The organism is Congregibacter variabilis (genome assembly GCF_045689235.1).
GTDB lineage: Bacteria > Pseudomonadota > Gammaproteobacteria > Pseudomonadales > Halieaceae > Congregibacter > Congregibacter variabilis.
The window spans coordinates 3,792,586-3,817,037 of record NZ_CP136864.1 but is presented as its reverse complement, the minus strand read 5'-3'; the positions used below and the strand labels follow the sequence as shown (position 1 = coordinate 3,817,037).

At 54.4% G+C, this 24,452-nt stretch carries 21 protein-coding genes; 3 read left to right on the top strand and 18 right to left on the bottom strand.

The window, feature by feature from the left end; genetic code table 11:
• The first annotated feature begins 21 nt into the window (after nucleotides 1–21).
• From R0135_RS17105 to R0135_RS17095, 3 genes are all read left to right on the top strand, one after another.
• Nucleotides 22–1,641, top strand: a complete 1,620-nt coding sequence (locus R0135_RS17105; protein ID WP_407348117.1) for a sensor histidine kinase — start codon at nucleotides 22–24, stop codon at nucleotides 1,639–1,641.
• A gap of 90 nt (nucleotides 1,642–1,731) precedes the next feature.
• Entirely contained in the window at nucleotides 1,732–3,021 is a 1,290-nt protein-coding gene (locus R0135_RS17100; RefSeq protein ID WP_407349943.1) for a sigma-54-dependent transcriptional regulator, read from the top strand.
• Between the two features lie 12 nt (nucleotides 3,022–3,033).
• On the top strand, nucleotides 3,034–3,684 hold the full coding sequence (locus R0135_RS17095; RefSeq protein WP_407348116.1) for a GspH/FimT family pseudopilin: 651 nt from the start codon (nucleotides 3,034–3,036) through the stop codon (nucleotides 3,682–3,684).
• Between the two features lie 36 nt (nucleotides 3,685–3,720).
• Here the strand turns inward: R0135_RS17095 and R0135_RS17090 are convergent, their stop codons facing one another.
• From R0135_RS17090 to R0135_RS17005, 18 genes are all read right to left on the bottom strand, one after another.
• Nucleotides 3,721–4,182, bottom strand: coding sequence for a type IV pilin protein (locus R0135_RS17090; protein ID WP_407348115.1), 462 nt, complete (start codon nucleotides 4,180–4,182; stop codon nucleotides 3,721–3,723).
• 72 nt (nucleotides 4,183–4,254) lie between these two features.
• On the bottom strand, nucleotides 4,255–7,956 hold the full coding sequence (locus R0135_RS17085; RefSeq protein ID WP_407348114.1) for a pilus assembly protein: 3,702 nt from the start codon (nucleotides 7,954–7,956) through the stop codon (nucleotides 4,255–4,257).
• Between the two features lie 26 nt (nucleotides 7,957–7,982).
• Nucleotides 7,983–8,510: a PilX N-terminal domain-containing pilus assembly protein gene (locus R0135_RS17080; protein WP_407348113.1), complete on the bottom strand. Its 528-nt coding sequence runs from the start codon at nucleotides 8,508–8,510 to the stop codon at nucleotides 7,983–7,985.
• Nucleotides 8,507–9,442 (bottom strand): PilW family protein, encoded by a 936-nt coding sequence (locus R0135_RS17075; protein WP_407348112.1) that lies wholly within the window; start codon nucleotides 9,440–9,442, stop codon nucleotides 8,507–8,509. The genes R0135_RS17080 and R0135_RS17075 overlap by 4 nt, the downstream gene beginning before the upstream one ends.
• 170 nt (nucleotides 9,443–9,612) lie before the next feature.
• Nucleotides 9,613–10,044 (bottom strand): type IV pilus modification protein PilV, encoded by a 432-nt coding sequence (gene pilV, locus R0135_RS17070; RefSeq protein ID WP_407348111.1) that lies wholly within the window; start codon nucleotides 10,042–10,044, stop codon nucleotides 9,613–9,615.
• A 37-nt stretch (nucleotides 10,045–10,081) separates the two neighbouring features.
• Nucleotides 10,082–10,534 carry a GspH/FimT family pseudopilin gene (locus R0135_RS17065; RefSeq protein WP_407349942.1) on the bottom strand — a complete coding sequence of 151 codons (453 nt, stop codon included), beginning with the start codon at nucleotides 10,532–10,534 and terminating at the stop codon, nucleotides 10,082–10,084.
• Nucleotides 10,535–10,774: 240 nt separating this feature from the next.
• Nucleotides 10,775–11,722 carry a 4-hydroxy-3-methylbut-2-enyl diphosphate reductase gene (ispH, locus tag R0135_RS17060; RefSeq protein WP_407348110.1) on the bottom strand — a complete coding sequence of 316 codons (948 nt, stop codon included), beginning with the start codon at nucleotides 11,720–11,722 and terminating at the stop codon, nucleotides 10,775–10,777.
• Nucleotides 11,722–12,192 (bottom strand): peptidylprolyl isomerase, encoded by a 471-nt coding sequence (locus R0135_RS17055; RefSeq protein ID WP_407348109.1) that lies wholly within the window; start codon nucleotides 12,190–12,192, stop codon nucleotides 11,722–11,724. Before R0135_RS17055 ends, ispH begins: the two co-directional genes overlap by 1 nt.
• A complete protein-coding gene (gene lspA, locus R0135_RS17050; RefSeq protein WP_407348108.1) occupies nucleotides 12,192–12,710 on the bottom strand; it encodes a signal peptidase II in 519 nt (172 codons plus the stop codon). The genes R0135_RS17055 and lspA overlap by 1 nt, the downstream gene beginning before the upstream one ends.
• Complete coding sequence (gene ileS, locus R0135_RS17045) at nucleotides 12,697–15,501, bottom strand: isoleucine--tRNA ligase (protein ID WP_407348107.1); 2,805 nt, start codon at nucleotides 15,499–15,501, stop codon at nucleotides 12,697–12,699. The genes lspA and ileS overlap by 14 nt, the downstream gene beginning before the upstream one ends.
• Nucleotides 15,502–15,506: 5 nt before the next feature.
• The gene (gene ribF / locus R0135_RS17040; RefSeq protein WP_407348106.1) at nucleotides 15,507–16,451 is read right to left on the bottom strand and encodes a bifunctional riboflavin kinase/FAD synthetase; all 945 of its coding nucleotides are present in this window, start codon (nucleotides 16,449–16,451) and stop codon (nucleotides 15,507–15,509) included.
• Nucleotides 16,452–16,509: 58 nt separating this feature from the next.
• Entirely contained in the window at nucleotides 16,510–18,132 is a 1,623-nt protein-coding gene (murJ, locus tag R0135_RS17035) for a murein biosynthesis integral membrane protein MurJ (RefSeq protein ID WP_407348105.1), read from the bottom strand.
• The gene (locus R0135_RS17030) at nucleotides 18,129–18,767 is read right to left on the bottom strand and encodes an NUDIX domain-containing protein (RefSeq protein WP_407348104.1); all 639 of its coding nucleotides are present in this window, start codon (nucleotides 18,765–18,767) and stop codon (nucleotides 18,129–18,131) included. The genes murJ and R0135_RS17030 overlap by 4 nt, the downstream gene beginning before the upstream one ends.
• Nucleotides 18,764–19,780 (bottom strand): aspartate carbamoyltransferase, encoded by a 1,017-nt coding sequence (locus tag R0135_RS17025; RefSeq protein WP_407348103.1) that lies wholly within the window; start codon nucleotides 19,778–19,780, stop codon nucleotides 18,764–18,766. Before R0135_RS17025 ends, R0135_RS17030 begins: the two co-directional genes overlap by 4 nt.
• A gap of 66 nt (nucleotides 19,781–19,846) precedes the next feature.
• The gene (sbcB, locus tag R0135_RS17020; RefSeq protein WP_407348102.1) at nucleotides 19,847–21,295 is read right to left on the bottom strand and encodes an exodeoxyribonuclease I; all 1,449 of its coding nucleotides are present in this window, start codon (nucleotides 21,293–21,295) and stop codon (nucleotides 19,847–19,849) included.
• Nucleotides 21,282–22,805, bottom strand: a complete 1,524-nt coding sequence (locus tag R0135_RS17015; RefSeq protein ID WP_407348101.1) for a fumarate hydratase — start codon at nucleotides 22,803–22,805, stop codon at nucleotides 21,282–21,284. Before R0135_RS17015 ends, sbcB begins: the two co-directional genes overlap by 14 nt.
• 29 nt (nucleotides 22,806–22,834) lie before the next feature.
• A complete protein-coding gene (locus R0135_RS17010; RefSeq protein WP_407348100.1) occupies nucleotides 22,835–23,602 on the bottom strand; it encodes a hypothetical protein in 768 nt (255 codons plus the stop codon).
• A 97-nt stretch (nucleotides 23,603–23,699) separates the two neighbouring features.
• Nucleotides 23,700–24,320, bottom strand: coding sequence for a urate hydroxylase PuuD (locus tag R0135_RS17005; protein ID WP_407348099.1), 621 nt, complete (start codon nucleotides 24,318–24,320; stop codon nucleotides 23,700–23,702).
• Nucleotides 24,321–24,452 lie beyond the last annotated feature (132 nt).

The following is a 24,452-nucleotide window of genomic DNA, read 5'->3' as shown; positions in this document are numbered from 1 at the left end:
CAAAACTGTGAGTAAAAAGGCGTGAACAGCCCCTCCATTCTAGTGCCGCCCGGTACAGCTGGGTCCGAACAGAATTTACTGCTATTTCGGATCTATCTCATTTACCGCACCGTTTTATCCGTAGTGTTTTTGCTTCTGATTACCATGCCAGCGACACGACAGCTTGTGGGCGCACAGAACCCGGCACTCTACATCGCGGTCAGTAGCATATTTTTGTTCAGCAATATCGCATTGCTGGGTGTTGTGGCGACTCGCTGGCAAAGTTCTAATGCCAAACTGGTGCTGCTGTTTGGCGTAGATATTGTCTGCATAACTCTGCTGAGCGACGCCTCTGGAGGCATGAGCAGCGGCCTGCCTCTGCTACTGGCTGTCACCGTAGCATCCAGTGCTGTCCTGATTAGCAATCGTACCGTAGCCACTCTCGTTGCAGCGCTGACGGTATTGGCGGTTCTGGGCGACACCTTGCGCCTCATATCCATCGGCGACGCAGGCATCAAAGCTCTTTTCCCTGCAGGGCTTCTCGGGCTGTTATTTTTTGTCGTCTCGGGCATGGTGCAGCTGGTTGCATTGCGACTAGGGCGTGTCGAGGCATTGGCAAGCGAGCGCGCCACCGACATCTACCGCCTGCAGCGCCTGAATGAACAGATCGTACAAAACATGCAAACGGGTATTCTTCTCGTGGACTCACAGAACCGTGCACGAATTTTGAACGCCGCTGCGGGTAGGCTACTGGATCCCAGTCGGCCCATAGCCCTGGAGCAAGGTCGTCCATTAACGGATTACAGCAGGGAATTGACAGATCGTATCGAAAGGTTTCGCCGCAACGACCAGCAAATCGGTTCGCCCTTTGAAGCCGGAGGGGACGGCGCAGAGGTCGTTGCCAAGTTTCACGCTTTGGAAGGTTCCGATGAGGATCAGGTTCTCGTTTTTCTGGACGACTATCGCCCGGTAGCGGCCTATGCGCAGTCGCTGAAACTATCATCTTTGGGACGCCTCGCCGCAAGTATCGCCCATGAAATCCGCAATCCACTGGGCGCTATTAGTCACGCGTCGCAACTGCTGAACGAGTCCCCCACACTTGAGAAAGACGATCGACGCATGGTGGATATGGTGCTCACCAATAGCCAGCGGGTCAACGACATCGTCGAGAGCGTATTGCAGATATCTCGTCGGGAGCCCCCGCAACTCCAAACGGTGATACTGGCAGACTGGATCAGCGGATACTATGAGCGCTATCTCAGCGGCAGGGATAATCCGGGACAACTGAATATCGAATATGTAGATCCCACAGCCAAGGTTCTGGTTGATCCCGAGCATTTGCAGCGGATTCTGGACAACCTTGTTGACAATGCAATGCGTCACAGCGAACTGGCTACGGGAGAGCGTACCGCCGAATTCAGAGTTCGCGTGAATCGACGAAAGCGTGAATGCGTGATGGATGTCTACGACGACGGGCAAGGCGTGAACCAGGCAGATGTGCCGCGTCTCTTTGAGCCGTTTTTTACCCGCAGCCAGGGAGGAAGTGGACTTGGATTGTATCTTTGCCGGGAGCTATGCGAACTCAATCAGGGCAGGATCGGCTACCTTCCAACCACGGAAGGTCGCAGCCGGTTTCAGATCACCATCGAACAACAGGAGTAAAGATCTTTGAGTGCCAATCAACCAGCCCGAGTACTCATCGTCGATGATGAACCTGATATTCGTGAGCTACTGGAAATTACGCTCGGACGTATGGGCCTGGACACCGTGAGCGCTGCCACATTAGGCGAAGCCTACGAACTGCTGGACGACGAAAGCACCTTGCAGCTGTGCCTGACCGACATGCGGCTTCCAGACGGCAATGGTATCGATCTGGTGGAACACATTCAGGCTACGCAACCCTCCCTTCCCGTGGCCATGATTACGGCACATGGCAATGTCGATAGCGCCATTCGTGCGCTCAAGGCTGGCGCCTTCGATTTCATCAGTAAACCCGTAGCGCTGGAAAAACTTCGCTCTTTGATCAGCGCGGCCCTGGAGCTTGAGCCCATCGAGTCAATCACGGGGGCTCCAGCCACCGATGAGCTCATCGGTAATACCGATGCGATGCTCCGGCTGCGCAAACAGATTGACAAGCTTGCTAGAAGCCAGGCGCCCGTGCACATCCGCGGAGAATCGGGAAGCGGTAAAGAGGTCGTGGCGCGGAATATTCATGGTCGCGGCCCGCGCGCTGCCGGCCCCTTTGTGGCGGTCAACTGTGGAGCGATACCCGCTGAACTCATTGAGAGCGAACTGTTTGGCCATCTCAAGGGGAGCTTTACTGGCGCGAGTCGCGACAAGCTCGGACTCTTTCAAGCCGCAGAAGGAGGAACGCTGTTTCTTGATGAAGTCGCGGACCTACCCCTGGCGATGCAGGTCAAGTTGTTACGCGCCATTCAGGAGAAGCGCGTACGCCCGGTGGGTGCGAACGAAGAAGTGGCTACCGATGTGCGTTTACTGTCTGCCACTCACAAGAGTCTCGCCAAGGAAGTCGCCGACGGCCGCTTTCGCGAAGATCTGTTCTTTAGAGTAAACGTGATCGAACTTGAAGTACCCAGCCTACGGGAGCGGAAAAACGACATCGCAGTACTCGCAAATGCGCTGATAAAGCGCATTGCGGAGGCTCACCATAGCGAGACTCCCAAGATCAGCGACGCCGCACTTTCAACCATGGAAAGCTATGCATTTCCCGGTAACGTGCGTGAACTGGAAAACATGTTGGAGCGTGCCTTTGCTCTGTGTGAGGGCGAAGTGATAACCACGGAGGACCTCCAATTAGGCAGTATTGAAACACTTGCCCCAACGCCAGAGAATCACACACAAGGTGCCGGCCTCGATGCGGTCGCCGGCGATCTAGATGCTTATCTAGCCGACATTGAACGGGGAATACTCAGCGAGGCACTCGATGCTCACCGCTGGAATCGTACAGAAACAGCCAAGGCACTAGGAGTAAGCTTCCGCAGTCTTCGGTATCGAATGAAGAAACTCCAGCTAGATGATTAATATCGCTCGCATATGCGCTGTATCGAAGGCGCGACTGGCGGGAGCATATGGCATCAAATCAGTGATGCCACCGAGGATGCGCGCGATTTGGCTGCACCCCGACTCAAACAAGGATTTACTCTACTTCAGATATTGATTGGAATATCCGTGGCTTCGATCATGATTAGCCTAGCAATGCCACCGTACGCATTTGTAATGGCCGAGAGTGAAAGCAAGGCTGCGCTCAGCCGAGCCCGCTCACTGTTTGCACTGGCGAGACAAACAGCGCTATTGATGGGTGAGCCCGTCACAATATGTGCAATAGACCAACAGAATTTATGCAGCAACGACTGGACAGCTCAACATTCACTTGTGGTGTTTGTTGATGCGGACGCTGACCAAGTGCTGGATCAAAACGAAGAGGCGCTGCGTAACTTCGGGGGAATAAATTCTCAGGGGATATTAAAATGGCGAGCATCTCTGGGGAGACGCCATCTCACCTTCGAACCCTCCGGAGGAACATGGCAAAACGGGACGCTTATATACTGCCCGAAAAATCAAGATTCCCGTCACGCACGTGCCTTGATTATCAGTCACACAGGCCGGTCATACGTGACGCGTGACACCGACGGAGACGGAATTAGAGAAGACCGACGGGGGCACAACATTGATTGCACACTCTAGCCTACCGCAAGCAAAGTAGCGGTGGGGGACGCCGCATCACCAGCAATCTTCGACAACTGCACCACCAGACACTGACCTCACACCAAGCTGATTGATGCTCAATGTACCGCAGCGCGCATCGCCTACTGCCTGCCCACCCTGGGGAACTGCGCGAAGGTCATAGGCGTTTGCCGTAGGGTCAGCCGTAAAGCTAAAAGCGTAACGCTCGGCCATTCGGTCATCAATGGTGCATGTTTGTGGCGGTAACGCGCTGGGGTCATTCGGATCTGGAACAAATGACATTGCCGTAGAATATCTGCGTTCCATGCCTTGGGCCATCTCAATCAGGCATGCAGACGCCTTCCTTCGCCACCCTTTGCGCACAGAATCCTGGTAGGACGGCAGCGCTATCGACGCCAGAATCGCAATAATTGCAACGACGATCATCATTTCGATCAATGTAAAACCACCGCTCCCGCCAACTGCTAGACGTCTAAATCCTTTGGACATACTTTTCATTGCATTAGCCTTTTATAAATCAGCGTTGATGGCCATCACTCGTCAGCCCCAATGTCGGAAGGGACAGGACCTTTACCGCAACTGCTGCCAGGATTGCCGCCCCAACGGGTCACCCGTAGCAAGCCCCTCAGCCCCAGTCGTGTTACCTATACGACCACCGGTTCCGTCGTAGAAGAAATCACCCGAACCTTGCTGATTGCGAATAACGGTTAGATCCTCCCCTCTACCACCACTAATAGCATTAACCATCTTCAGGTCAACAAGGTCATCTACGTTAAAGAAGCCATCATCATTGATATCAAAGACCGAAAAATCTGTAGCTCCGCCGGTAAAAAGATCCAAGTCAAAAATAAAGCCCGTGCGTCCTGATGAGCAGGGGTCATTTGATGGCGTCATCGATGTAAAGCGTACGCGTTCCCTGCGACTACCCGACGGGAATGTTACTTTGCTGATTACCCGTTCACCGACGTTGTTACCGCCGTACACTAAATCAAGGAACCAACCAGACTCCTCGCTGCCGCCGTTTCCATTGGTACTTGCAGCATAGTCATTATCAGAAATCTGCCGAACAATACGTTGATCCCCCAGCGCCGTCACGGTGTCCTGAAAAAGTATTTCCTGCTGCAGAAGGTCGGGTCTCGTAATGGTCGTATTACTCAGAGTTTCGCGAATACCGTAGAGCGTCTGAATCTGCGGATTAGTGAGCAGGTTGTCCTGGTCCCTGAAGAAACTGCCTGTGCCGAAGTTGATAATAAGTTCGCCACTTCGTTCCGGATTTAAGGAAATCCGAGGCTGAACAGTGATAGGCTGCCGATCACCGTTTACGTCAGTGGCGACAAAAACCTCATCTGCGTCTGTCCATTGAGTTTCTCGAGCGCTGGTCAAGTCAAACCGCCACAAATTTCCATGCAGGTCGCCGGCATAAGCGTACTGCGTCGTGAAGTTGAGTTGCGGCCAACTACTTGACACCACAGGCCCTAGACCATTGGGATCGCTCGAATCTCCCGTTCCTGTGTCGATTTTTGCCAGGAGAGATCCATCGCTCACGTCCAGGACAAAGAGCACCGCACTGTCAGAGTCGCTGTTGTACCCATTGCCAAATATTGCAGAGAAGCCCCCGTTAGCTGTGGGAACTATCTGTACATCGGTAACGCCATAACCCAAATCACTGTCGGTAAACTCCCACAAAACATCACTGGCATCGATAGTTTCGGGATCTGTTACGTCGATAGCAAAGACAGTTCGACCACCTACGCCCATGGAACCGATCAGAATGGTTTTCCAGCTACCATTAATTAAAACGTCATTGACCGCCGGAGTTCCATCTACAAAGTATCGGTGTTCATAGTTTGGATTCGTCAATAGTGAGGCCCGAGCGAAGCTGTCACCAGCCTCTGGCAGGAGTAACTCACTGGGCATGAATGCGAACAACTCATCGCCAGTATCACCATCAAACACATGCATAAAGCCGTCGTTCGATCCAACAACCATCATGGGACTCCGGTCTTCTATAGTCCCTCGAAAGGCTCCATAGGTACCCGGGGAGAATTCCGCAGGTAAAAGACTATAGCCTCGATTTTGTGACCCCACGTAAAGAGGCGACGAGTTAACAATATCGCCAATCCTGCGGGGACTGCCAAAAGTTGTTCGACTACGAAAACCGGAGACTGCGTCGCCGCGTAGCCACGCGATTCTTTGCGATCCCGCGCCGTCAACTGTATTGCTAAGATCCACGTTAAGTGCGTCTTTTTGCGCCTGCGCCAAGTTATCAAACTGTAGATCGGCGCCACTGCTGCCATCCCAGGTGAGCAAAGTACGACCTGACGTGGATCTCGCTGCCAAGCGAGCCTCGGCACTCCATGCCTGTCTCACAATGCTGCCGTCAACAACTGACACCTCTTGGGCAATCAAATCGCCGCTCCAATCATCACTGCGAAACTCCACGCTGTATAACAAGGTGTCTGCCTGCAGAATCGCGGCTGAGGTAGATGATGAGGTCCCTGACGATCGGGATCGATCGACAATATCAAGCAGTGCATCGCTCAGAACCTCACGCAGCTCTTCGGCACTTTGCGCATTGAGCATTTCACCGTGGCCATTCACTGCAGCATGGTAGAGATCGTCGACCTGCACAGGATTAACCTGCGTCGGGTTCATCCACGCGGGGGGGGTAGTATGCGCATCAGCAACAGAAGAATGCGCCTCCCCCCCAAAAATGTTTCCCTGCGCGCCGAGCGTTACACCGTAGGTCGACATATGTAAGTCACTATTGCAGTCCAGTGCTAGCGGCGGAGACGCAGCCTGACACTGGGTTGGTACTGGAACATTGCCGGAAGCGAAAGCCGTGCCTCGAAGTGTCTGTTTGTAGTACTTTGCAGCTATGTCTGCGATTGTGTTGCTATAGTTGTCTTGAAAGGGAACACCCATGTCACCATCCGCGTTACCCACACCGGACGTGGTCGTTGGGTTGGCAAAACCATCCGTGAACAACAAGGCAAAGTTTTGCTGGCAGCTTTGAGTAATAACGTTGGAATTTGTGTGGAATTGGTCGCCAACATACTTCAACGCCTCACGATTTGGCGTGCCAGCCCTATTACCACCTACATCGTAAAAAAAGTTAAAAATGCTGTTACGTTCGATACTATCCGAAAGAGAGTACATTCCATTAAGGGAACGACTGTTGATGGTCAGAACGCCCATGCGTGCGCCGGTTTGACTTTCAAATGACTCTGCAAGGCCGCCGCGCGTAGCAAGGTGGCGCTTGCGATAATAAGACCACCAGTTTGCAAAGTTCTGCATCTCCTCGGCGTAAGATCTTTTAGATGCAAAATCTACGCCTGGCTTAATCTCAATCTTAACAAGGCAGCTACCATCATATGACAGGGCGTCTACCCCAGACAGACTACCGGGGGACCGCTCAAACACCTTATAGTGTGCGGCCACAGGCGAATCACAACGCCCTTGAACAGTATTTCCTGTTGCGGAGTCCAATAAAGAGTAAATTGTTGCCTGCCGGTTAGGCTCGTAATACGTTGCGGGGTAATACTCGATACCGTTGCTCGTAGATTCAGGCCAAGGCATATCTGCTGTCAATTGGACCCATTCAACTCCATCAAAGTAAGTTGTCCCCGATGGGATGACCATATTTTTAAACAACCGGAATACTTGATTGCTTCCAAGGTCGCGGTGATCTAACGTCAGATTAAAGGTTCCAGAACCGCGAGTCGGATCCGAAGGCGCCGCAGCGTGCAGCACGTCGGTAAATGTATTTGCGCCCACACTTGGCCAGGGCTTATAGTCCAACGCAGAATCGTAATACATTCCATTAAACGCTGCGCTTCGAGCAAATGCATACTGCGGGAATGGAGGAACTGCGTGAATATTAAGATCTCCGTCAGGGTAGACACGATTACCAGTGGCAGTTCCGTTGGGAAACAAATAGCCACCCGGATACCACGGAGCGCTGAACCCCCCTGTGCTATTGTAATTTAAAACTCCCAAGGACAATGCACCATTAGCGTCTCTGCCGACATAGCTAGCGTCATTGGCATTCCACCACAAAACTCCTGAACTGGTCGGATGCAAAAATTCCCAGTCCATACTCCCCGAATCATCAATCGCCACAATAATATTTGGCTCGACGCCGGCTGTCACAAACAGCGGCTTCGTTGCGATATCCACATCCGCCGCCCACACGGGAAAGGTCGCAAAGCAGCCAAAAGCAAAGCTGGCGAGCTTGTTTAGACTTTGAGGCTTAAAGGAAAGATTCAACATAGATGCCTCCCGGCATTCACTCAGCTTCAATTGGCTTCAAACAGGGTTCGCAAAACGACCACAGCGCTATCACTGCCTCCTACGCCTCTTGCAATTACCGGGTATAGGTATCTTGGAGTTTCTACTCCGACCTCCACACCCCCATTGGCCCACAACAGCACAGGTGGTGCCGCATAAAACACTGGATCGCTCGCAAGCTGAATCTCCGAACTACTGTCATACAGGCTGGCCCTACTACCGATAGGAGCTGGAGAAACACCGTCCCAAGCCGCAGCCTCTATGGCAGTCATTTCCGGATTGGCAAGCGCTGTCGCCTGATTGTTTTGAACCCACTCTTCACCCTCTCTAAGGGCAGCTTCAGCGGCCTGAAAAGCCGCCTCTCTATCGCGGAGATTACCGGCCATACGCTCCTGCATGGCCGTGTCCTCCATCCCGGCGGTAGAAAGTACTAGCAGGATGATCATCAATAGCATGACCACGGGTAGCGCCACGCCGGACTGACGCAATCTAGGAGCACGAGACATCGCGCGCAATGTCGCACTTTTATTAATCATGGCAAGCGGTTCCGTACTCCGATGGTGGTAGTAAAAGCCTGATAAGCCCGACGATCAGTAGCATCAAAGGTACCGCCGGCAAATGGGAGAGAGACCGGTGCCTCAGTAAGGCCGGTTTCTGCCCCAGAGCTAATTAACAAATGCAGCTGCACCGCGACCACCCTCTCCCAGTCTGGGTCTGTGGACGCCGGACCATCGAGTGGCACTGTTCCGGCCGGTACATAAATATCGATTTGTCGGTTGTCTGTATTGTCTACTCCGTAGAAAACTCTCAGCCGCTCAACATCCTCGACTAGTTCGTCTCCATTTCGAAATAAAGCTGGCCGCCCTGTGACCGGGCTGTTGGCAACATAAAACACAGACTTCACCGCCTCGAACACTTCGGCCCCCACGAAGCTCCTGCCCAGAGCATTGGTGTAATTGCCTGGGGCGCCCGTCCCTGTATTGTGAGGTATCTGACCTGATGTATCGGGATTGCCAGTAGATACTTGAAAAATTGCGGCAGAGGTGCAATCGGTCACCATAAGAATATCTTCAGGCCCGATACCACTGTCATTATCAATCAAGATGGACGCGGAACCCGGTGGGTTTCCTCCTGGATGTTGATTGACAATAACTCCCACCCCCTCGGCACGTGATGTGACCACGATATCGCTATGGTCCTCGGCATTAGCTATTAGCGTACTGACGGGTGGAGTAGGGCTCCAGCCAGATCCGCCCGAAACCGGGTCCACCGCCGTATACCCCTCCAAAGCCAGACCGTAGTCAAAATCCCAGGACAAAGGATCTGAACCGCCTGAAGGTGCTGGATTCAAGGTATTGCGAATAAAGCCAGGCGTTAGGGTTGACTCGTTTCTGGGCGTTTCTGGCGCAAGCGATTGTCGGCAACCAAAGTATCCAGCTTGCCGTAAATCTCTGCGAACGATTTCCATAGCGAAACGCCCACTCTCTTGAATTCGCGATAGCGAGTCGTTAGTTCTGAAAGTGGTTAAACCTCCAAGAAATACGTTTATTACGCCGCCGACGAGGAAGATGCCTAGCACGACACTGATGAGCAGTTCCGTCAGCGTGAAGCCGTTTGTTCTGTGGCTAGGCCGCATGTCTAAAGCTCCACCGCTGTCGTGAACGTCAGCGCTGGTAATGCCCCGCGGCTGTCATCCCATCGTATCGACACAACAATGAGCTCTCCGGACCTCACAATCGCACCATCTCCCGCCGGAAGGGTTGTAGCCACGCTATCCAACCACTGATTAATCGAGTTATCGGCAACAGATGTTGTTGTAGGACGGGCGGCGCCCAAAGCTCGATCGTAATCGCCGTTCAGTGCCGCCTGCCGATCTACACGCAGCCGATCAATAGCGTCGTAGGCAAGTATGGTCGCCTGCGACCGGAGCAACGCGCTTTGATTCTGCTGCAGCATTGTTATCTGCATCCTGCTGATACCAAGCACCGCTACCGCAACTACAACCATCGCGGTAAGAACTTCGATCATTCCTACGCCGCGCATCGAGGCAGCACCAGAGGCCTTTCTCACTACAGGATTCCTGTTTTTCATAAGAGCACTGTCTCTATCATGGGCATATTGCTCGACTAACTGATACGCGTCCTGAGGATGCCAAGGAAAGGTTTCGAGCCCGCTCGCTAGTACATCCATCTACACTGGCTACAATATTAGTATCACCCGACGTAAGCTGGCCCAGCGCACCAAACGCTAAAACCGCGTTTGCGGTTGGAGTCTGCGTGATCACCGAGCCTGGCGTGGGGGCGCTCCACACTCGCAAAACCTCTCCGTCTGAAACAACACTGACAATCCACCCATCAATCCATGTCCCTGTGCACGTTGCCCCATCACTACTTGGACAGAGCTGAACAGCGGCGCCGCGACGGATAGCTTCTGCGCGCGCAACGTTTATTCCACTGGTGAGATCTGAAGCTAACGCCGATGCCCGGGAGTTTTGCAGAACCGCACGGTACGAAGGAACACCCACAGCAAGCAAAATTGCCGCAATGACCAAGGTCATCATTAACTCAATAAGTGTAAAACCAGACTGTTTGCGAAGCCCAAAGCAGACAGATGCTCGCCGCTGCGTCACCAAGGACACTCTGGGAACAGAGGATAAAAAACTTTGACGCCTAGACTTTTTCATATCCGTAGCATAGGAAACACCCCGCAAGAATGCAGCTGTGCACCGACGAACGGTCAGATTTGGCGATAACCGGTAGAAATCAATACCTTAGAAAGCTAACTTGATACCTGAACTCGCTCAATCGACAGGATGTAAGCGCAATTCCTTGGGCATACTGAAGGTGACATTCTCGGGGCGACCGTCCACCTCGAACACATTTTCTGCGCCCAGAGCCTGAAGACGCCCCACCACCTCGCTGACCAGAATCTCCGGCGCCGAGGCTCCCGCAGTCACGCCAATGCTGTTTTTATTGGTCAGCCATGCCGGGTCAATTTCGTCAGCACGATCGAGCAGGAAGGCCTGCGCTCCCATGCGCTCAGCCAACTCCCGCAAGCGATTGGAATTAGAGCTGTTGGGCGAACCCACAACAATCATCAGGTCGCAATCCGTAGCAAGCTGTTTGACCGCATCCTGACGATTCTGTGTGGCATAGCAAATATCGTCTTTGCGAGGACCGGTGATAGCTGGAAAGCGTTCGCGCAGAGCATCGATAACCCGCGCCGTGTCATCCATAGAAAGGGTGGTTTGCGTCACATAGGACAGCTTCTGGGGATTTCGTACAGAAAGACTGGCGACCTGCGCCTCATCTTCGATGAGATAGATATCGCCACCCGCACTGTGGTCATACTGTCCCATGGTTCCCTCAACCTCAGGGTGACCCGCGTGACCGATCAAGACACACTCGCGCCCCTCGGTGCTGTAACGCGTGACTTCAATATGTACTTTTGTGACCAAAGGACAGGTGGCATCAAAGACTTTGAGGCCTCGAGACCCCGCTTCTTTGCGAACCGCCTGGGACACGCCGTGAGCACTAAAGATCACGATGTGGTCATCAGGGACCTCATGCAACTCTTCGACAAAGATCGCACCTCGAGAGCGCAAATCGTCCACGACAAAGCGATTGTGCACCACTTCGTGCCGCACATAGATCGGGGCGCCGAAAACTTCCAAAGCCCGATTAACGATATCAATAGCTCGGTCTACGCCGGCGCAAAAACCACGGGGATTCGCTAACTGAATCTGCATTAGTGCAACTCCACCACTTCGAGTCGGTGAATATGAACATCAAAAAGTATCGTGTGCCCGGCAAGCGGATGATTGAAATCAACCGTAACCTCGGTCTCGTCGAACGCGATAATCATGCCGGGCAACTCTCCACCAGCAGCGTCCGCAAAAGAACACACCAGGCCCAGCTCAAGCTCCATATCCTCATCAAATCCATCTCGAGGAACACGCTGAACATTATTTTCGTTAGGTTGCCCAAAGGCATCCTCTGGTGACACCTGAAACAGCTTCCGCTCGCCGGCCTGCATGCCCATGAGGCAGCGCTCAAAGCCCGGCAGCAGACTCCCATCGCCGATGGCGAAACTCACCGCTTCACCGCCAAAGTTCGAATCCACCTCTGCCCCATCTTCAAGAGCAAGCGAGAAATTCAAAAATACCCGGGTACCATCACCCACACTCACATTCATATCTTCTCTCGAGGCTTCCGGCATTAACTTTGCCCATTATCCGCAGACTGCTCGTCAACAAAGCTGCCGAAAAGACTATCGACAATTATGAGAAACGCGCCTACGGAAATCGCCGCATCCGCCACATTAAAGGTTGGAAAGTACCGGTTACGGTAATGCACACTAATAAAATCGACAACATAGCCCAGATGTATCCGATCGACGAGATTACCCAAGGCGCCGCCCAAAACCAGCGCAAGCGCTAATGATAGGGGCCACTGACTGGGCTTGAGATCTCTTAACCAGAACATGATCATCCCACTGACACCCAGGGCCAGCGCCGCAAAAAACCAGCGCTGCCATCCACCGGCATCCGCCAAAAAACTGAACGCGGCGCCCTGATTATGGTGAAGTGTCAAATTGAACCACGCCAGGACCTTTACCGGCACCGAGTAACTCAGCTCGTTGGAAGCGAACCACTTGCTGACCTGATCCGCCACCACAACGGCAAAAGCCAGCGCATACCAACGCGTCGCAGCTGTGGACGTCTCAGGCAAACTCACGCTCCTCGCCCGGACCTTCAACATTGCTCACACAACGTCCGCATAACGAAGGATGACTCGCATGCTCACCCACATCCGCACAGCGATGCCAGCAGCGCTCACACTTTTCATCCTTGGACACCGTCACCGACAGACGCAAACCTTCGATATCGGTTGTGGCCGCCTCATCAGGGGCTGAGGCTAGTGCTGCAATCTGAGCGCCGGAGGTAATCAGTACAAAACGAAGTTCGTCCTTAAGACCGGCAAGCCGCTCAGCCAGTTGCCCGTCACAATAGAGCGTGACTTGAGCGTCAAGGGAGCCGCGCAGTTCACCTGCGGCGCGCAAAACTTCCAGTTGTTTATTGACCGCCGCTCGCACGTCGATCAGCGCATCCCAATACTCAACATCCAGATCATCGTTGCGTGAAAGACGTAAAAGCGGCGCTCCCCAACCGGCCAGCAACACCGAGTCCTCGCGCTCACCGGGCAGATTCTCCCAGATCTCTTCAGCCGTGAACGACAGAACGGGAGCCATCCACCTCGCCATGGCGTCAGCAATGCGGTACAGCGCTGTTTGCGCAGAGCGCCGTGGAAGACTCTCGGCCTGGGTGGTGTACTGACGGTCTTTAATAATATCCAGGTAAAAGCCACCCATTTCGCCCGAACAAAAATTGTGCAGACGATGACACACTTGATGAAACTGATAGGCATCGTAGGCCTGCTTCAGCTCCTCTTGCAGTCGCGCTGCACAATCCACCGCCCAACGATCCAGCGGCAACAAGTCCGCATCTGCGACAACATGCTCGACAGGATCAAAGCCTGACAGGTTAGCCAGCATGAACCTTGCGGTATTTCGAATACGTCGATAACTATCGCCCGTGCGCTTGATGATCTCGTCGGAGACCGCCACTTCATTACGGTAATCTGTCGATGCCAGCCACAGCCTGAGTATATCCGCGCCATTATCATTCATGGCCTTGCGTGCAGGAATGATATTGCCAATGGACTTGGACATCTTGCGGCCGTCGCCATCAACAGTGAAGCCATGAGTGAGTACGGCTTTATACGGTGCTTCACCGTAGGCGCCAATGCCGGTCAGCAAGGAGGATTGAAACCACCCTCGATGTTGATCCGAGCCCTCAAGGTACAAATCAGCCGGTGCAGTCAATTCCTCTCGACGCCGCAAAACACAGGCATGTGTGACGCCGGAATCGAACCATACGTCCAGAGTGTCAGTGACCTTGTCATAATTCTCGGCATCGTCGCCAATAAGCTCTGCAGGCTCGAGACTGAACCAGGCTTCAATACCGGACTGTTCGATACGCTTAGCGGCCCTCTCAATCAGCGCGGGCGTATCGGGGTGCAGTTCCGCCGTCTCTTTGTGTACAAACAGCGTTATTGGAACGCCCCAGGTACGTTGTCTTGAGATACACCAGTCCGGACGATCGCTGAGCATAGATTCAATTCGAGCGCGGCCCCAATCGGGAATCCAATGCACCCCATCCACAGCACTCTGCGCTGCTTCTAGCAGCCCGTTTTCGTGCATACGCACAAACCACTGCGGAGTCGCCCGAAAAATCAGCGGCGTTTTGTGTCGCCAGCAATGGGGATACGAGTGCAGATATTCTTCGTGATGGAGCAGCACGCCTCGCTCGGCAAGCGCCGCAACAATATTGGCGTTTGCCTTAAACACATGTTCTCCGGCGAAGAGCTCTGTGCCCTGAACAAAAACCCCATTGGGTCCCACGGGGTTTTCTACGGACAGGTCGTAACGCAAACCCACCGCATAGTCTTCCTGGCCATGTGCTGGGGCTGTATGTACAGCACCGGTACCCGCATCGACAGTCACGTGCTCACCGAGGATCACTGGAACCTGACGCTCAAGAAATGGATGCTGCAGTAACTGATGCTCGACATCACTGCCTTTGCAGCGACCCAGCACCTGAGGCTCACCCAGTCCGTATCGTTCCGCACAACTCTCAGCCAGCGCTTCGGCCACAAACAGTCGCTGCCCACTACCTGCGATAAGCACATAATCCAAATCAGGATGCACACTCACAGCCTGGTTAGCAGGCAGAGTCCAGGGCGTTGTGGTCCAGATGGGAACAACCACTGTCGCTTCGCCGTCGGCGCCACAGGCATGATTAATTGCCGCAGAGTCCAAAGCGGTGAACGCCACATCGATAGCCGGCGACTGCTTATCGGCGTATTCGACCTCTGCCTCGGCAAGCGCGGAGCCACAATCAAGGCACCAATGCACGGGCTTGAATCCCTTATGGACATGACCACGCTCCACCAGGCGACCCAGCGTGCGAACGATGTCGGCTTCAAAGGAAAAGTCCATGGTGAGATAGGGATTCTCCCAATCGCCAATGATGCCCATGCGCACAAAATCTTCACGTTGATTATCGATTTGTCGGCGGGCGTAGGCGCGGCACTTCTCACGAAACTCGGCGGCGCTGAGCTTAACCCCAGGCTTACCCACTTTCTTTTCTACGTTGAGCTCAATAGGAAGTCCGTGACAGTCCCAACCCGGCACATAGGGCGAATCAAAGCCGTCCAGCGTCTTGTACTTGACGATAATGTCCTTGAGGACCTTGTTAACAGCATGGCCGACATGAAGATCTCCATTCGCATAGGGCGGCCCATCATGAAGAATAAACTTCGGCCGTCCTGCCCTGGCTTCACGAATACGCTGGTACAGCCCCATATCCTGCCATTGCTTGAGCCTTGCCGGCTCTCGCTGGGCAAGATTCGCCTTCATGGGGAACCCCGTGGTTGGCAGATTCAGGGTGTTTTTGTAATCACTCATGTGTTCTATCTGTCCTTGACGCTCGATGCGAACCAGCGACGAGCTCCGTCAATATCTTCATGTATTTGTGCTTTGAGTACATCCACCGACTCAAAACGTTGTTCCTCACGCACCTTGTGCAGAAAACGCACCCGCAATCTCTCTCCGTAAAGCGCGTGATCGCCGTCGAGAATATGTACTTCAAGATTCGCTCTTGAGCCAGCGGACAATGTCGGCCTAACGCCCACATTGGCGATTGCCGGCGCATCACTCAGACCAGGTCCGTTCACCGTGACCGCAAATACGCCACTCAAAGGAACGCTGCCGCGGCGCAGAGCAATATTTGCTGTAGGCGTCCCAATTTGCCTGCCCAACTGACGACCAAAAATCACTCGCCCACAAATCTCATAATCACGACCAAGACAAGCCCGAGACGTAACAAAGTCACCTGTTGCCAGAGCATTGCGCAGGCGCGTACTGCTAATACGATCGCCTTCAAACTCCAGAGTTTTGGTGGCCAGAGTCGTAAAACCCTCTCGCTCACCGATGGCCTGCATCAGTGAAAACCCACCCTCACGATCGTGCCCAAAGCGGAAATCATCTCCCAACACCAAGGAGCGCACGCCTAATCCTGTTACAAAAACCTGATCCGCAAATTGTTCTGCGGACATCTGACGCAGCTTTTCGTCAAAGCGCAAACACAACAGTCTATCTACGCCCAGGGCCGCCAATGCTTCGAACCTCTCGCGAAAGCTCTGCAGCCGCGCTGGCGCAGTATCGGCCGCAAGGTACTCCCGCGGCAGTGGCTCGAAGGTCACTACGGTAGTCGGTAGATCGTACTTGCGGCCCTGTTCCGCCAACTGTGCCACCACGGCTTGATGGCCCAGATGCACACCATCAAAGGCACCAATGGTGGCAACACAGGGGCGATGTTGGGGGCGCAGGCCTTTAAGGCCGCGAAGGAGCTCCATGGCGTCGCTGAGGTTCAGAAAATAGACGCAGCAGTATATCGAAGAACGTGCGGACAGCCTATGTAGATGAGTCGGTTTCGGACCGCACCTTGGACCCTGTGACGGAAGGCGCACGCAGCTCCGAAAGACGTGCACCAGCTATCCAAAGGGCCAGGATATATACCGTCAAGCCCAAACCACACAGTGCCAGAATACTCAAAGCCCGCTGATCCCAACGCCAGATAAGCCAGGAGGCCTGATCCGGAGTCGTATAAAACAGCGCCAAACTCATGCAAAGACTGGCGAAGACAAGTCGAGTCAGGTAGCGGCGCCACCGGGGATCGAAGTGATACACCCCTATTTGCAATAGGCCTTTCCAAAGAAGCCCCGCATTAAGGAAGGCACTCAGACTCGTTGCCAGAGCGAGTCCTACATGACCCACTCCAAAATAAAACATCAGAGGCACCACGAAAATAACGTTCATCACCATATTCGCGACCATGGCACGAATGCCGATCCGCACCGGCGTGACCATATCCTGTCTTGCATAGAACCCCGGTGCGAGCACCTTAATGAGCATAAATGCACAAAGCCCCAGACTGTACGCACGAAGGCTAAGAGCCGACATAGCGATATCGCGCTCACTCAGAGCACCATAGTGAAACAGACTGATGAGGATCGGCTCAGCCAGCAGCAACAGCGCAAGTGAGGCGGGAACACCAACCAGAAGGACCGATCGCACTGCCCAATCGAGTGTTTTGGAGTAATCCTCGTCACGGGCCGCCGACTTGTGTGCCGCCAGCGTGGGCATAATCACCGTAGCCACGGCGATAGCAAAGACGCCCAGGGGTAGTTCGGTAAGGCGATCGGAGTAATACAACCAGGAAACGCTCCCGGTGGGTAAAAAAGACGCCAGGACGGTGTCGAATAACAGGTTCAACTGGCTGACGGACACCCCGAAAAGCGCGGGAATCATCAGCGTCATCACCTGGCGAACTCCCGGATGTCGGGGCTCCCAGCGGGGCCTGGGTACCAGGTCCAGTCGGTAGAGAAACGGCATCTGAAACAGCAGCTGGATTAGTCCGGCAAACAACACACCCCAGGCAAGAGCAAATGCCGGCTCCGAAAAATACGGTGCTGCCAGCAAAGCAGCGCCTATCAAAGAAATATTCAGCAATACGGGCGTGAAGGCAGGCACAGCAAAACGTCCGTAACTGTTAAGAATCGCCCCACACATACCGGTCAGAGAAATAAGCATCAGGTAGGGAAAAGTGATTCGGATAAGGTCCGCAGTGAGCGCAAATTTTTCGGGCTGCGCGATGTAGCCCGGAGCAAAAATTCCCGCAACCAAGGGAGCCGCAAGCAAAGTCACTGCTGTTAGCAGAAACAACACACCACCCAGCACACCGGCCACGCGATCAATCAGGCCCCGCACCGCAGCCTGGCCACCATTCTCCCGGCATTCCGCCAACACCGGCACAAAGGCTTGAGCAAAAGCACCCTCCGCAAACAACCGACGCAGGAAATTGGGAATCTTAAAGGCGATAAAAAATGCGTCAGCGTTGGCGCTGGCACCGATCACGGCGGCGAGAATGACATCTCGCACTAAACCAAGCACTCGAGAAAGCATGGTCATCGTGCCGACCACTGCACTGGAGCGCAGTAAGCCGGGGCGAGACTCGGGAGAGACCTCGGTGCTCATTGCGACTCAAGGGCCCCGCCACCCCAAGCCTCTCTCAAGCGCTCCCCATGAAGAGCGAACCACTGCAAGGCAATGAGTGTGTGCCCATTATTGACCTGATTGGCAAGCAGCATCTCCATCACCTCAGCACGAGGAATGCGATGAACCAGGATGTCCTCGCTCTCCTCGGCCAGGCCGCGCACCTCCCCCGCGGCTGCACTCAACACACGTCCACAAAACAAGCGCACATGCTCCGTGCAGGCACCGGCGCTGGGGTAATAGCTGGCAATGGGAACAAGCTCATCCAGCACACAGCCCGCTTCTTCCATGGACTCACGTCTTACCACAGACTCGTCGCTCTCCTGGGGCTCCACAATTCCGGCAATAAGCTCGAGCATCCAGGGACTTTGCTCATCGCGAAGACTGCCGACGCGAAATTGCTCGATGAGGATCAGGGAATCCGTCTCAGGCTCATAGGGAAGAACCCCTACAGCATCACCGCGCTCAAACACCTCTCGGGTAATTGGGGCACTCCAGTCACCGGAGAAACAGCGATGCTGGAGCGTCAGTTTTTGCACGCCAAAATATCCGTCAAACACCCGCTCATCATCAAGTACACGCACATCATTTGCACCGAAGCGCAGACGAAAGCTCACGCGAAGCGACCGCCGGTGTACCAACTAACGTCTCGGGCGTGAACGTCTACCTGATCTACGACATCCAGCACCAACGCAAACAGAGCCATGCGAACGAGTACGCCATTATCTGTCTGTCGGAAAATAGCGAGGTTGGGATTTTCATTGAGATCATCGTCAAGTTCCCGTGCAGCCTCCCGGGAATCTCGCGGAAGCGGATGCATAATCACGGTATTGGGATCGCAGTGACGCGTGTAAGTTTGCTGGTTAAGCCGAAAGCGACCCCGGTACAGATTGGCCTCTTCGGGCGAGGCAAAGCGCTCTTCCTGCAGACGGGTGCTGTAGACGATGTCCACGTGAGCGATGCCCTCCTCCATGGCATCACTCTGGACCACCACATGCCCCGCCTGACGCAGGGACTCGACAATCTCCTGGGGCATCCGCAGTTCATCGGGTGACACCAAGGTTACGCTGACGCGATCAAACAGACACAGCAGCTTACAGAGGCTGTGAACAGTGCGTCCAAAGCGTAAATCTCCCACCATTGCGATGCGCAGAGCATCAATGCCGCGCCCCTGAGCCGACAGCTCGCTGCGGATGGTATAGAGATCCAGGAGAGCCTGGGTAGGATGCTCATTGCTTCCATCCCCACCATTAATCACCGGCACACGACTCGCAGCAGCGAATTCAGCAACAGAGCCTACTTCGGGGTGGCGCATCGCGACGACGTCGGAGTACCCGGATAGCACCCGTGCGGTGTCATAGAGAGACTCACCTTTTGCGATGGCGGAATTCTCTATGCCCGTCGTTTCACGCACCTCACCCCCAAGCAGGTTAAAGGCGCTGCCAAAGCTGACGCGGGTTCGGGTGCTGGGTTCGAAGAACATCGAGCCGAGAATAGCTCCCTCCAGAACACGGGTGACTTTGCGACGCCGCGCATAGGGTTGCATCGCATCGGCGACTTCAAACACGGACTCCACATCCGCTCGCTCGAACTGCCCCACGGAAAGAATATGACTACCCGCGAATTCCATGCTGCCCTACCTGGTTAAAAGGATTCTGTGTGCCGCATTATACGGGTGCAACGCACGAGGCGAAGCTCATGCTAAGAGACTGTCGCCCCAACGCTGCAATTCTTCCAGAATGTGTCTATCTCCCTCACTTAGCTGCGGCACCCCAAGACGCTCTTCGATGAGTTCGTGAAGACCCTCAAGATTAAGGCTCCGCCCATCGTCTTCGCTAATGCGGTTAAAACGAAACTCCTCCCAGCGCAGCTGCTCTTCGGCATTGAGGGTCTCTGGATAGTTCCGCGCACGGTAGCGAAACAGCATCTCCTCGAGCCTCAAATCCTCAAACGCTACCGTAGTATCGGCCAAATCCTCTGGACTGAGCTCCAGAATTCGATCCAGCGTTCGACGATCTTCTCTGGCGATAAAACCACCGCTGTAGAGCATGCGATCGGGGTCGGTTTCAGGCGCACGCTTGGACAGCTCATCAAGACTGCGAAGCTTATCCCTCAATGCACCGGGCATGCGTTGCTCATAATCCCGCAGTTTCTTAAGGTTTTCACGACAGCCGTCCAGATCGAGACCTGCTCGCTGTGCAACCGCTGCATCGGCCATCTTGGCGGGCAACAAGACGGGGCAGCGATTGATATGCACCGATTTGAGCCCCGGACGTTGCTCGTTCCCAGCCAGATCCGCATTTGCTGTATACAACAGCCGATGGAGATCCACGGCAGGTAGATCAATCAGCAGCCCTGCATCAATACTCAAATCAGCGCACAGCACTTCGTTACGGTTCTGATGATGTGCAGCCAAAGGCAGAATGAGTCCGAGGTTGGCCCGCTGCGCGCCAAACATGCCAGACACATGGAGCACCGGATCTGCCATGGGCTCAAGCATGGGCTTTACCGCCTGCTTGAAACGCTGGCGATACAGCCAATCAAAAAGGCGTGGCTGCCGCTCCTTGAGCAAGCGCGCCAGTGCTATCGTGGCCTGCACATCAACCAGCGCATCATGCGCCCGCCCCTGGGATAGCCCGTTGGCCTGGCACAAATCCTCCAAACGAAAGCTCGGCAGGCCATCGTCCCGTTTGGGCCAGGTCAACCCCTCAGGGCGCAGCGCATACGCGGTGCGCACAATATCGATCAGGTCCCAGCGGGAACGACCATCGCCGTACTCCCGGGCGTAGGGGTCACGCAAGTTTCGATACAAAGTAGCGCGGGTCACCGTGTCGTCAAAACGCAGTGAGTTGTATCCCACGGCGCAGGTGCCAGGCTGCATAAACTCGCTCAGGATGGCTTTGATGAAGTCTGCTTCTGCAATGCCCTCCGCCAGCGCTTTTTGCGGCGTGATACCGGTAATCAGGCAGGCTTCTGGATGCGGCACATAGTCCCGGGGTGGTTTTGCATAGACCACCAGAGGCTCACCGATGGGATTGAGGTCAAGATCCGTGCGCAGTCCGGCGAACTGCGCGGGCCGATCGTATCCCGGATCTACACCAAATGTTTCGTAGTCGTGCCAATAAAGCGTTTCAGATGAGCTCAAGTGCCTGCTCTTCAATAACGCCGCGCCAGTGCGCGGGGCCAGAGATATGCACAGACTCGCCGCGGGCATCCACCGCGACGCTTACAGGCATATCCTTGACCTCAAACTCGTAGATCGCCTCCATGCCAAGCTCAGGAAATGCCACCACCCGCGACGACGTAATCGCTCGTGATACTAGATAGGCGGCGCCGCCGACGGCCATGAGATAGACCGCCTTGTGCTTGCGGATAGCCTCGATTCCCGTAGGACCGCGCTCGGCTTTGCCGATCATGCCCAGCAATCCGGTCTCCTGGAGAATAAAGTCCGTAAATTTATCCATGCGCGTTGACGTCGTCGGCCCCGCAGGACCCACCACCTCATCGCGAACCGGATCTACCGGACCCACGTAGTAGATGAATCGACCCTTGAGGTCTACGCCCTCGGGCAATCCCTCTCCACTTTTAATCAGTTCCTGCATTTTCTTGTGCGCTGCATCGCGCCCGGTGAGCATCTTGCCCGAAAGCAACAACGTGTCCCCAGGCTGCCAGGTGGCTACGTCTTCACGGGTCACCGTATCGAGATTCACCCGACGAACATCATCGCCAGCTTCCCAGCTGATGTCGGGCCAGTCATCGATATTCGGCGGCGTCTGCAAAGCCGGGCCGCTGCCATCGAGAGTAAAGTGCGCATGCCGTGTGGCCGCACAGTTGGGAATCATCGCCACAGGCAGGGATGCCGCGTGGGTCGGGAAATCCTTGATCTTCACATCAACAACAGTGGTCAAGCCTCCGAGCCCCTGAGCCCCGATACCCAGTCGGTTTACAGCATCCATAATCTCAAGACGTAGCTCCTCCACACGGTTCGAAGGTCCCCGCTCTCGAAGATCATAAATATCAATGGGGTCCATCAGTGACTCTTTGGCCAGCACGGCGGCTTTCTCTGCCGTGCCACCAATACCGATACCCAACATTCCTGGCGGGCACCAACCTGCGCCCATAGTCGGGACAGTTTTGACCACCCAGTCGACAATGGAATCAGACGGGTTAAGCATAGCCAGCTTGGCTTTGTTTTCTGAGCCGCCGCCCTTTGCCGCTACACGGACATCAAGAGTATTTCCGGGCACCAGCTCCATATGAACAACCGCAGGTGTGTTATCTCCGGTATTTTTACGTGCGCCGGCCGGGTCGCTGAGAATGGAGGCTCGCAATACATTATCTGGATGCTTGTACGCGCGGCGCACACCCTCGTTAACCATGTCCGTCACCGACATGGTCGCGTCCCAACGCACATCCATACCTACCTGCAGAAACACAGTGACAATACCCGTGTCCTGACAGATTGGACGGTGGCCCTGGGCACACATTCTTGAATTGATAAGAATTTGTGCCATAGCGTCTTTGGCCGCAGGGTTCTGCTCCATCTCCCAGGCTTTATGCACGGCCTGCACAAAATCCACCGGGTGATAGTAGGAAATAAACTGCAAGGCATCCGCCATGCTATCGATGAAGTCGTCCTGTCGAATTACAGTCATACGTGCCCCTGATTCCTTATGATCCGCTCTCAGCCACCGACGCCCGGTGTTTGCATAGCCCGCAGCTGCGACTGCAGCTGACTAATACTTGCATTAGTTGATTGCCTGAAAGCATTGATTGACTTGATCCACTCTTCATTGCCCCCAACCCGCTTACTGAGCTTGGCGAGTTCAAGATCAATGGCATTCAGCGCATCAGCCACACGCTCAACTTCCGCCTGACTAGTGCGGGCACTTGCGGCCATGCGCTCAAGGTCACCCGATACTTTTTGTAGGCGACTGATGTCTTGCAAAGCCTTTCCAAGATCGGCCTGGGTCTTCTTGACGCCTTGAGAGTTGGACGCCACAACCCCATCCGCGCGTTTAGCGCTTGCTTCCAACTTACCCAGACGTTCTTTCGTGCTTTTCCAGACGTTGTCCCAGAGTTTGCGAACTTCGCTGTCGAGCTCTCGAATTTTCGCGGCCTGTACCGCCGCATTCTGGCTCATGCCTTCGTCGGTATCTGACAGACGATCCTCAAGATCAGCAATGCGTTTTTCGTAACGATCAAGGACGTGACCAGCCTGGGTGAGCTTCTCTTGGAGCTGCCAGGACCAGGCACAGGCAGCAATGGCGATGAGTAGAGCAACCACCAGGCCAAATCCGGACAGAAGCCCTGGCTTTGCTCCGCCGCCATCTGATTTGGGTGCAGAACGTGAGCCCCCGCCGCGGGGTCGGGGCACAGCTGCCGTCGGCGAACCGCCTTCACGGCTGGCACTGATAGAGGGTATTGGTGAAATATCGTCGTCTTTAGACATGCGCTTCAGCTTCTAAGGAAAACGGGCGCGATTATATCGCGCCCGTGAATGGAACGTGAGTCGCTGCAATCGCGGCGACCCGAATAAATCTAAACGTCTACAGGAACGCCAGTAACGCCCAGATAGCCGCCGCCAGAAGGATGCTCATATGTACAACCCCAACCACACTGGCCATGGGACCCATACGACCAAACATAGCGTTGAGCTGCAGCAACACGATCAAACCGCAGGCCGCAAAAAGTCCATTCATGCTGATATCAGGGATGATCAGGTGCTTGGAACCGAGCATTCCCAGCAGCATGGGGCCAGAAAACAACGTATTGGTTCGCGATGCGAGACCTGCCTTTGCCGCAGCAGCCGGACCGTCACCTTCCTTCATTCCCAAAACAATCTGCTGCTTGGGCCAAATAATCAGCCAGACATTAAGGAACATAAATGTTCCAGCAAGAGCGCCCATGTTGATCAGCGCACTGGCTGCGGGGTTCTTGAATGAACCCACATAGCCCAACAATGCGAGACCTGTGATAAAGGTGACCAGTGCGCCATAGCGGAACCACTTTAGCGCCCGCGGGGCCAGTTTCTTCATGGCATCCGCTTTTGCGGTCGCTTCTGCTTCCTTAAAATACTCCGTCTGTACAAAGTTGAAGTAATACAGCATGCCTATCCAGACGACACCTGCAAGTACATGAAACCAACGAAAAATGAATTCTACGATCATGAGGAGTTTCTCCTGTTGAGTTCTTGACGCCTATAATACACCGGCCTGCAGGGACACACATCGACCTGACGCATTATTCCGTATAACCAACGCACAGCACATCTACACCGGTCTGCGAGTAATAACAACTTG

Bases quoted from the DNA above. Each gene is read 5' to 3' on its own strand.
- R0135_RS17100 (WP_407349943.1), top strand. From the start codon at position 1,732: ATGGGCCTGGACACCGTGAGCGCTGCCACATTAGGCGAAGCCTACGAA.
- R0135_RS17025 (WP_407348103.1), bottom strand. From the start codon at position 19,780: ATGGAATTCGCGGGTAGTCATATTCTTTCCGTGGGGCAGTTCGAGCGA.
- ispH (WP_407348110.1), bottom strand. From the start codon at position 11,722: ATGCAGATTCAGTTAGCGAATCCCCGTGGTTTTTGCGCCGGCGTAGAC.
- ileS (WP_407348107.1), bottom strand. From the start codon at position 15,501: ATGAGTGATTACAAAAACACCCTGAATCTGCCAACCACGGGGTTCCCC.
- ribF (WP_407348106.1), bottom strand. From the start codon at position 16,451: ATGGAGCTCCTTCGCGGCCTTAAAGGCCTGCGCCCCCAACATCGCCCC.
- R0135_RS17015 (WP_407348101.1), bottom strand. From the start codon at position 22,805: ATGACTGTAATTCGACAGGACGACTTCATCGATAGCATGGCGGATGCC.
- murJ (WP_407348105.1), bottom strand. From the start codon at position 18,132: ATGAGCACCGAGGTCTCTCCCGAGTCTCGCCCCGGCTTACTGCGCTCC.
- R0135_RS17005 (WP_407348099.1), bottom strand. From the start codon at position 24,320: ATGATCGTAGAATTCATTTTTCGTTGGTTTCATGTACTTGCAGGTGTC.
- R0135_RS17080 (WP_407348113.1), bottom strand. From the start codon at position 8,510: ATGATTAATAAAAGTGCGACATTGCGCGCGATGTCTCGTGCTCCTAGA.
- R0135_RS17085 (WP_407348114.1), bottom strand. From the start codon at position 7,956: ATGTTGAATCTTTCCTTTAAGCCTCAAAGTCTAAACAAGCTCGCCAGC.
- R0135_RS17095 (WP_407348116.1), top strand. From the start codon at position 3,034: ATGCGCTGTATCGAAGGCGCGACTGGCGGGAGCATATGGCATCAAATC.
- R0135_RS17065 (WP_407349942.1), bottom strand. From the start codon at position 10,534: ATGATGACCTTGGTCATTGCGGCAATTTTGCTTGCTGTGGGTGTTCCT.
- R0135_RS17075 (WP_407348112.1), bottom strand. From the start codon at position 9,442: ATGGAAATCGTTCGCAGAGATTTACGGCAAGCTGGATACTTTGGTTGC.
- R0135_RS17055 (WP_407348109.1), bottom strand. From the start codon at position 12,192: ATGCCGGAAGCCTCGAGAGAAGATATGAATGTGAGTGTGGGTGATGGT.
- R0135_RS17010 (WP_407348100.1), bottom strand. From the start codon at position 23,602: ATGTCTAAAGACGACGATATTTCACCAATACCCTCTATCAGTGCCAGC.
- R0135_RS17090 (WP_407348115.1), bottom strand. From the start codon at position 4,182: ATGAAAAGTATGTCCAAAGGATTTAGACGTCTAGCAGTTGGCGGGAGC.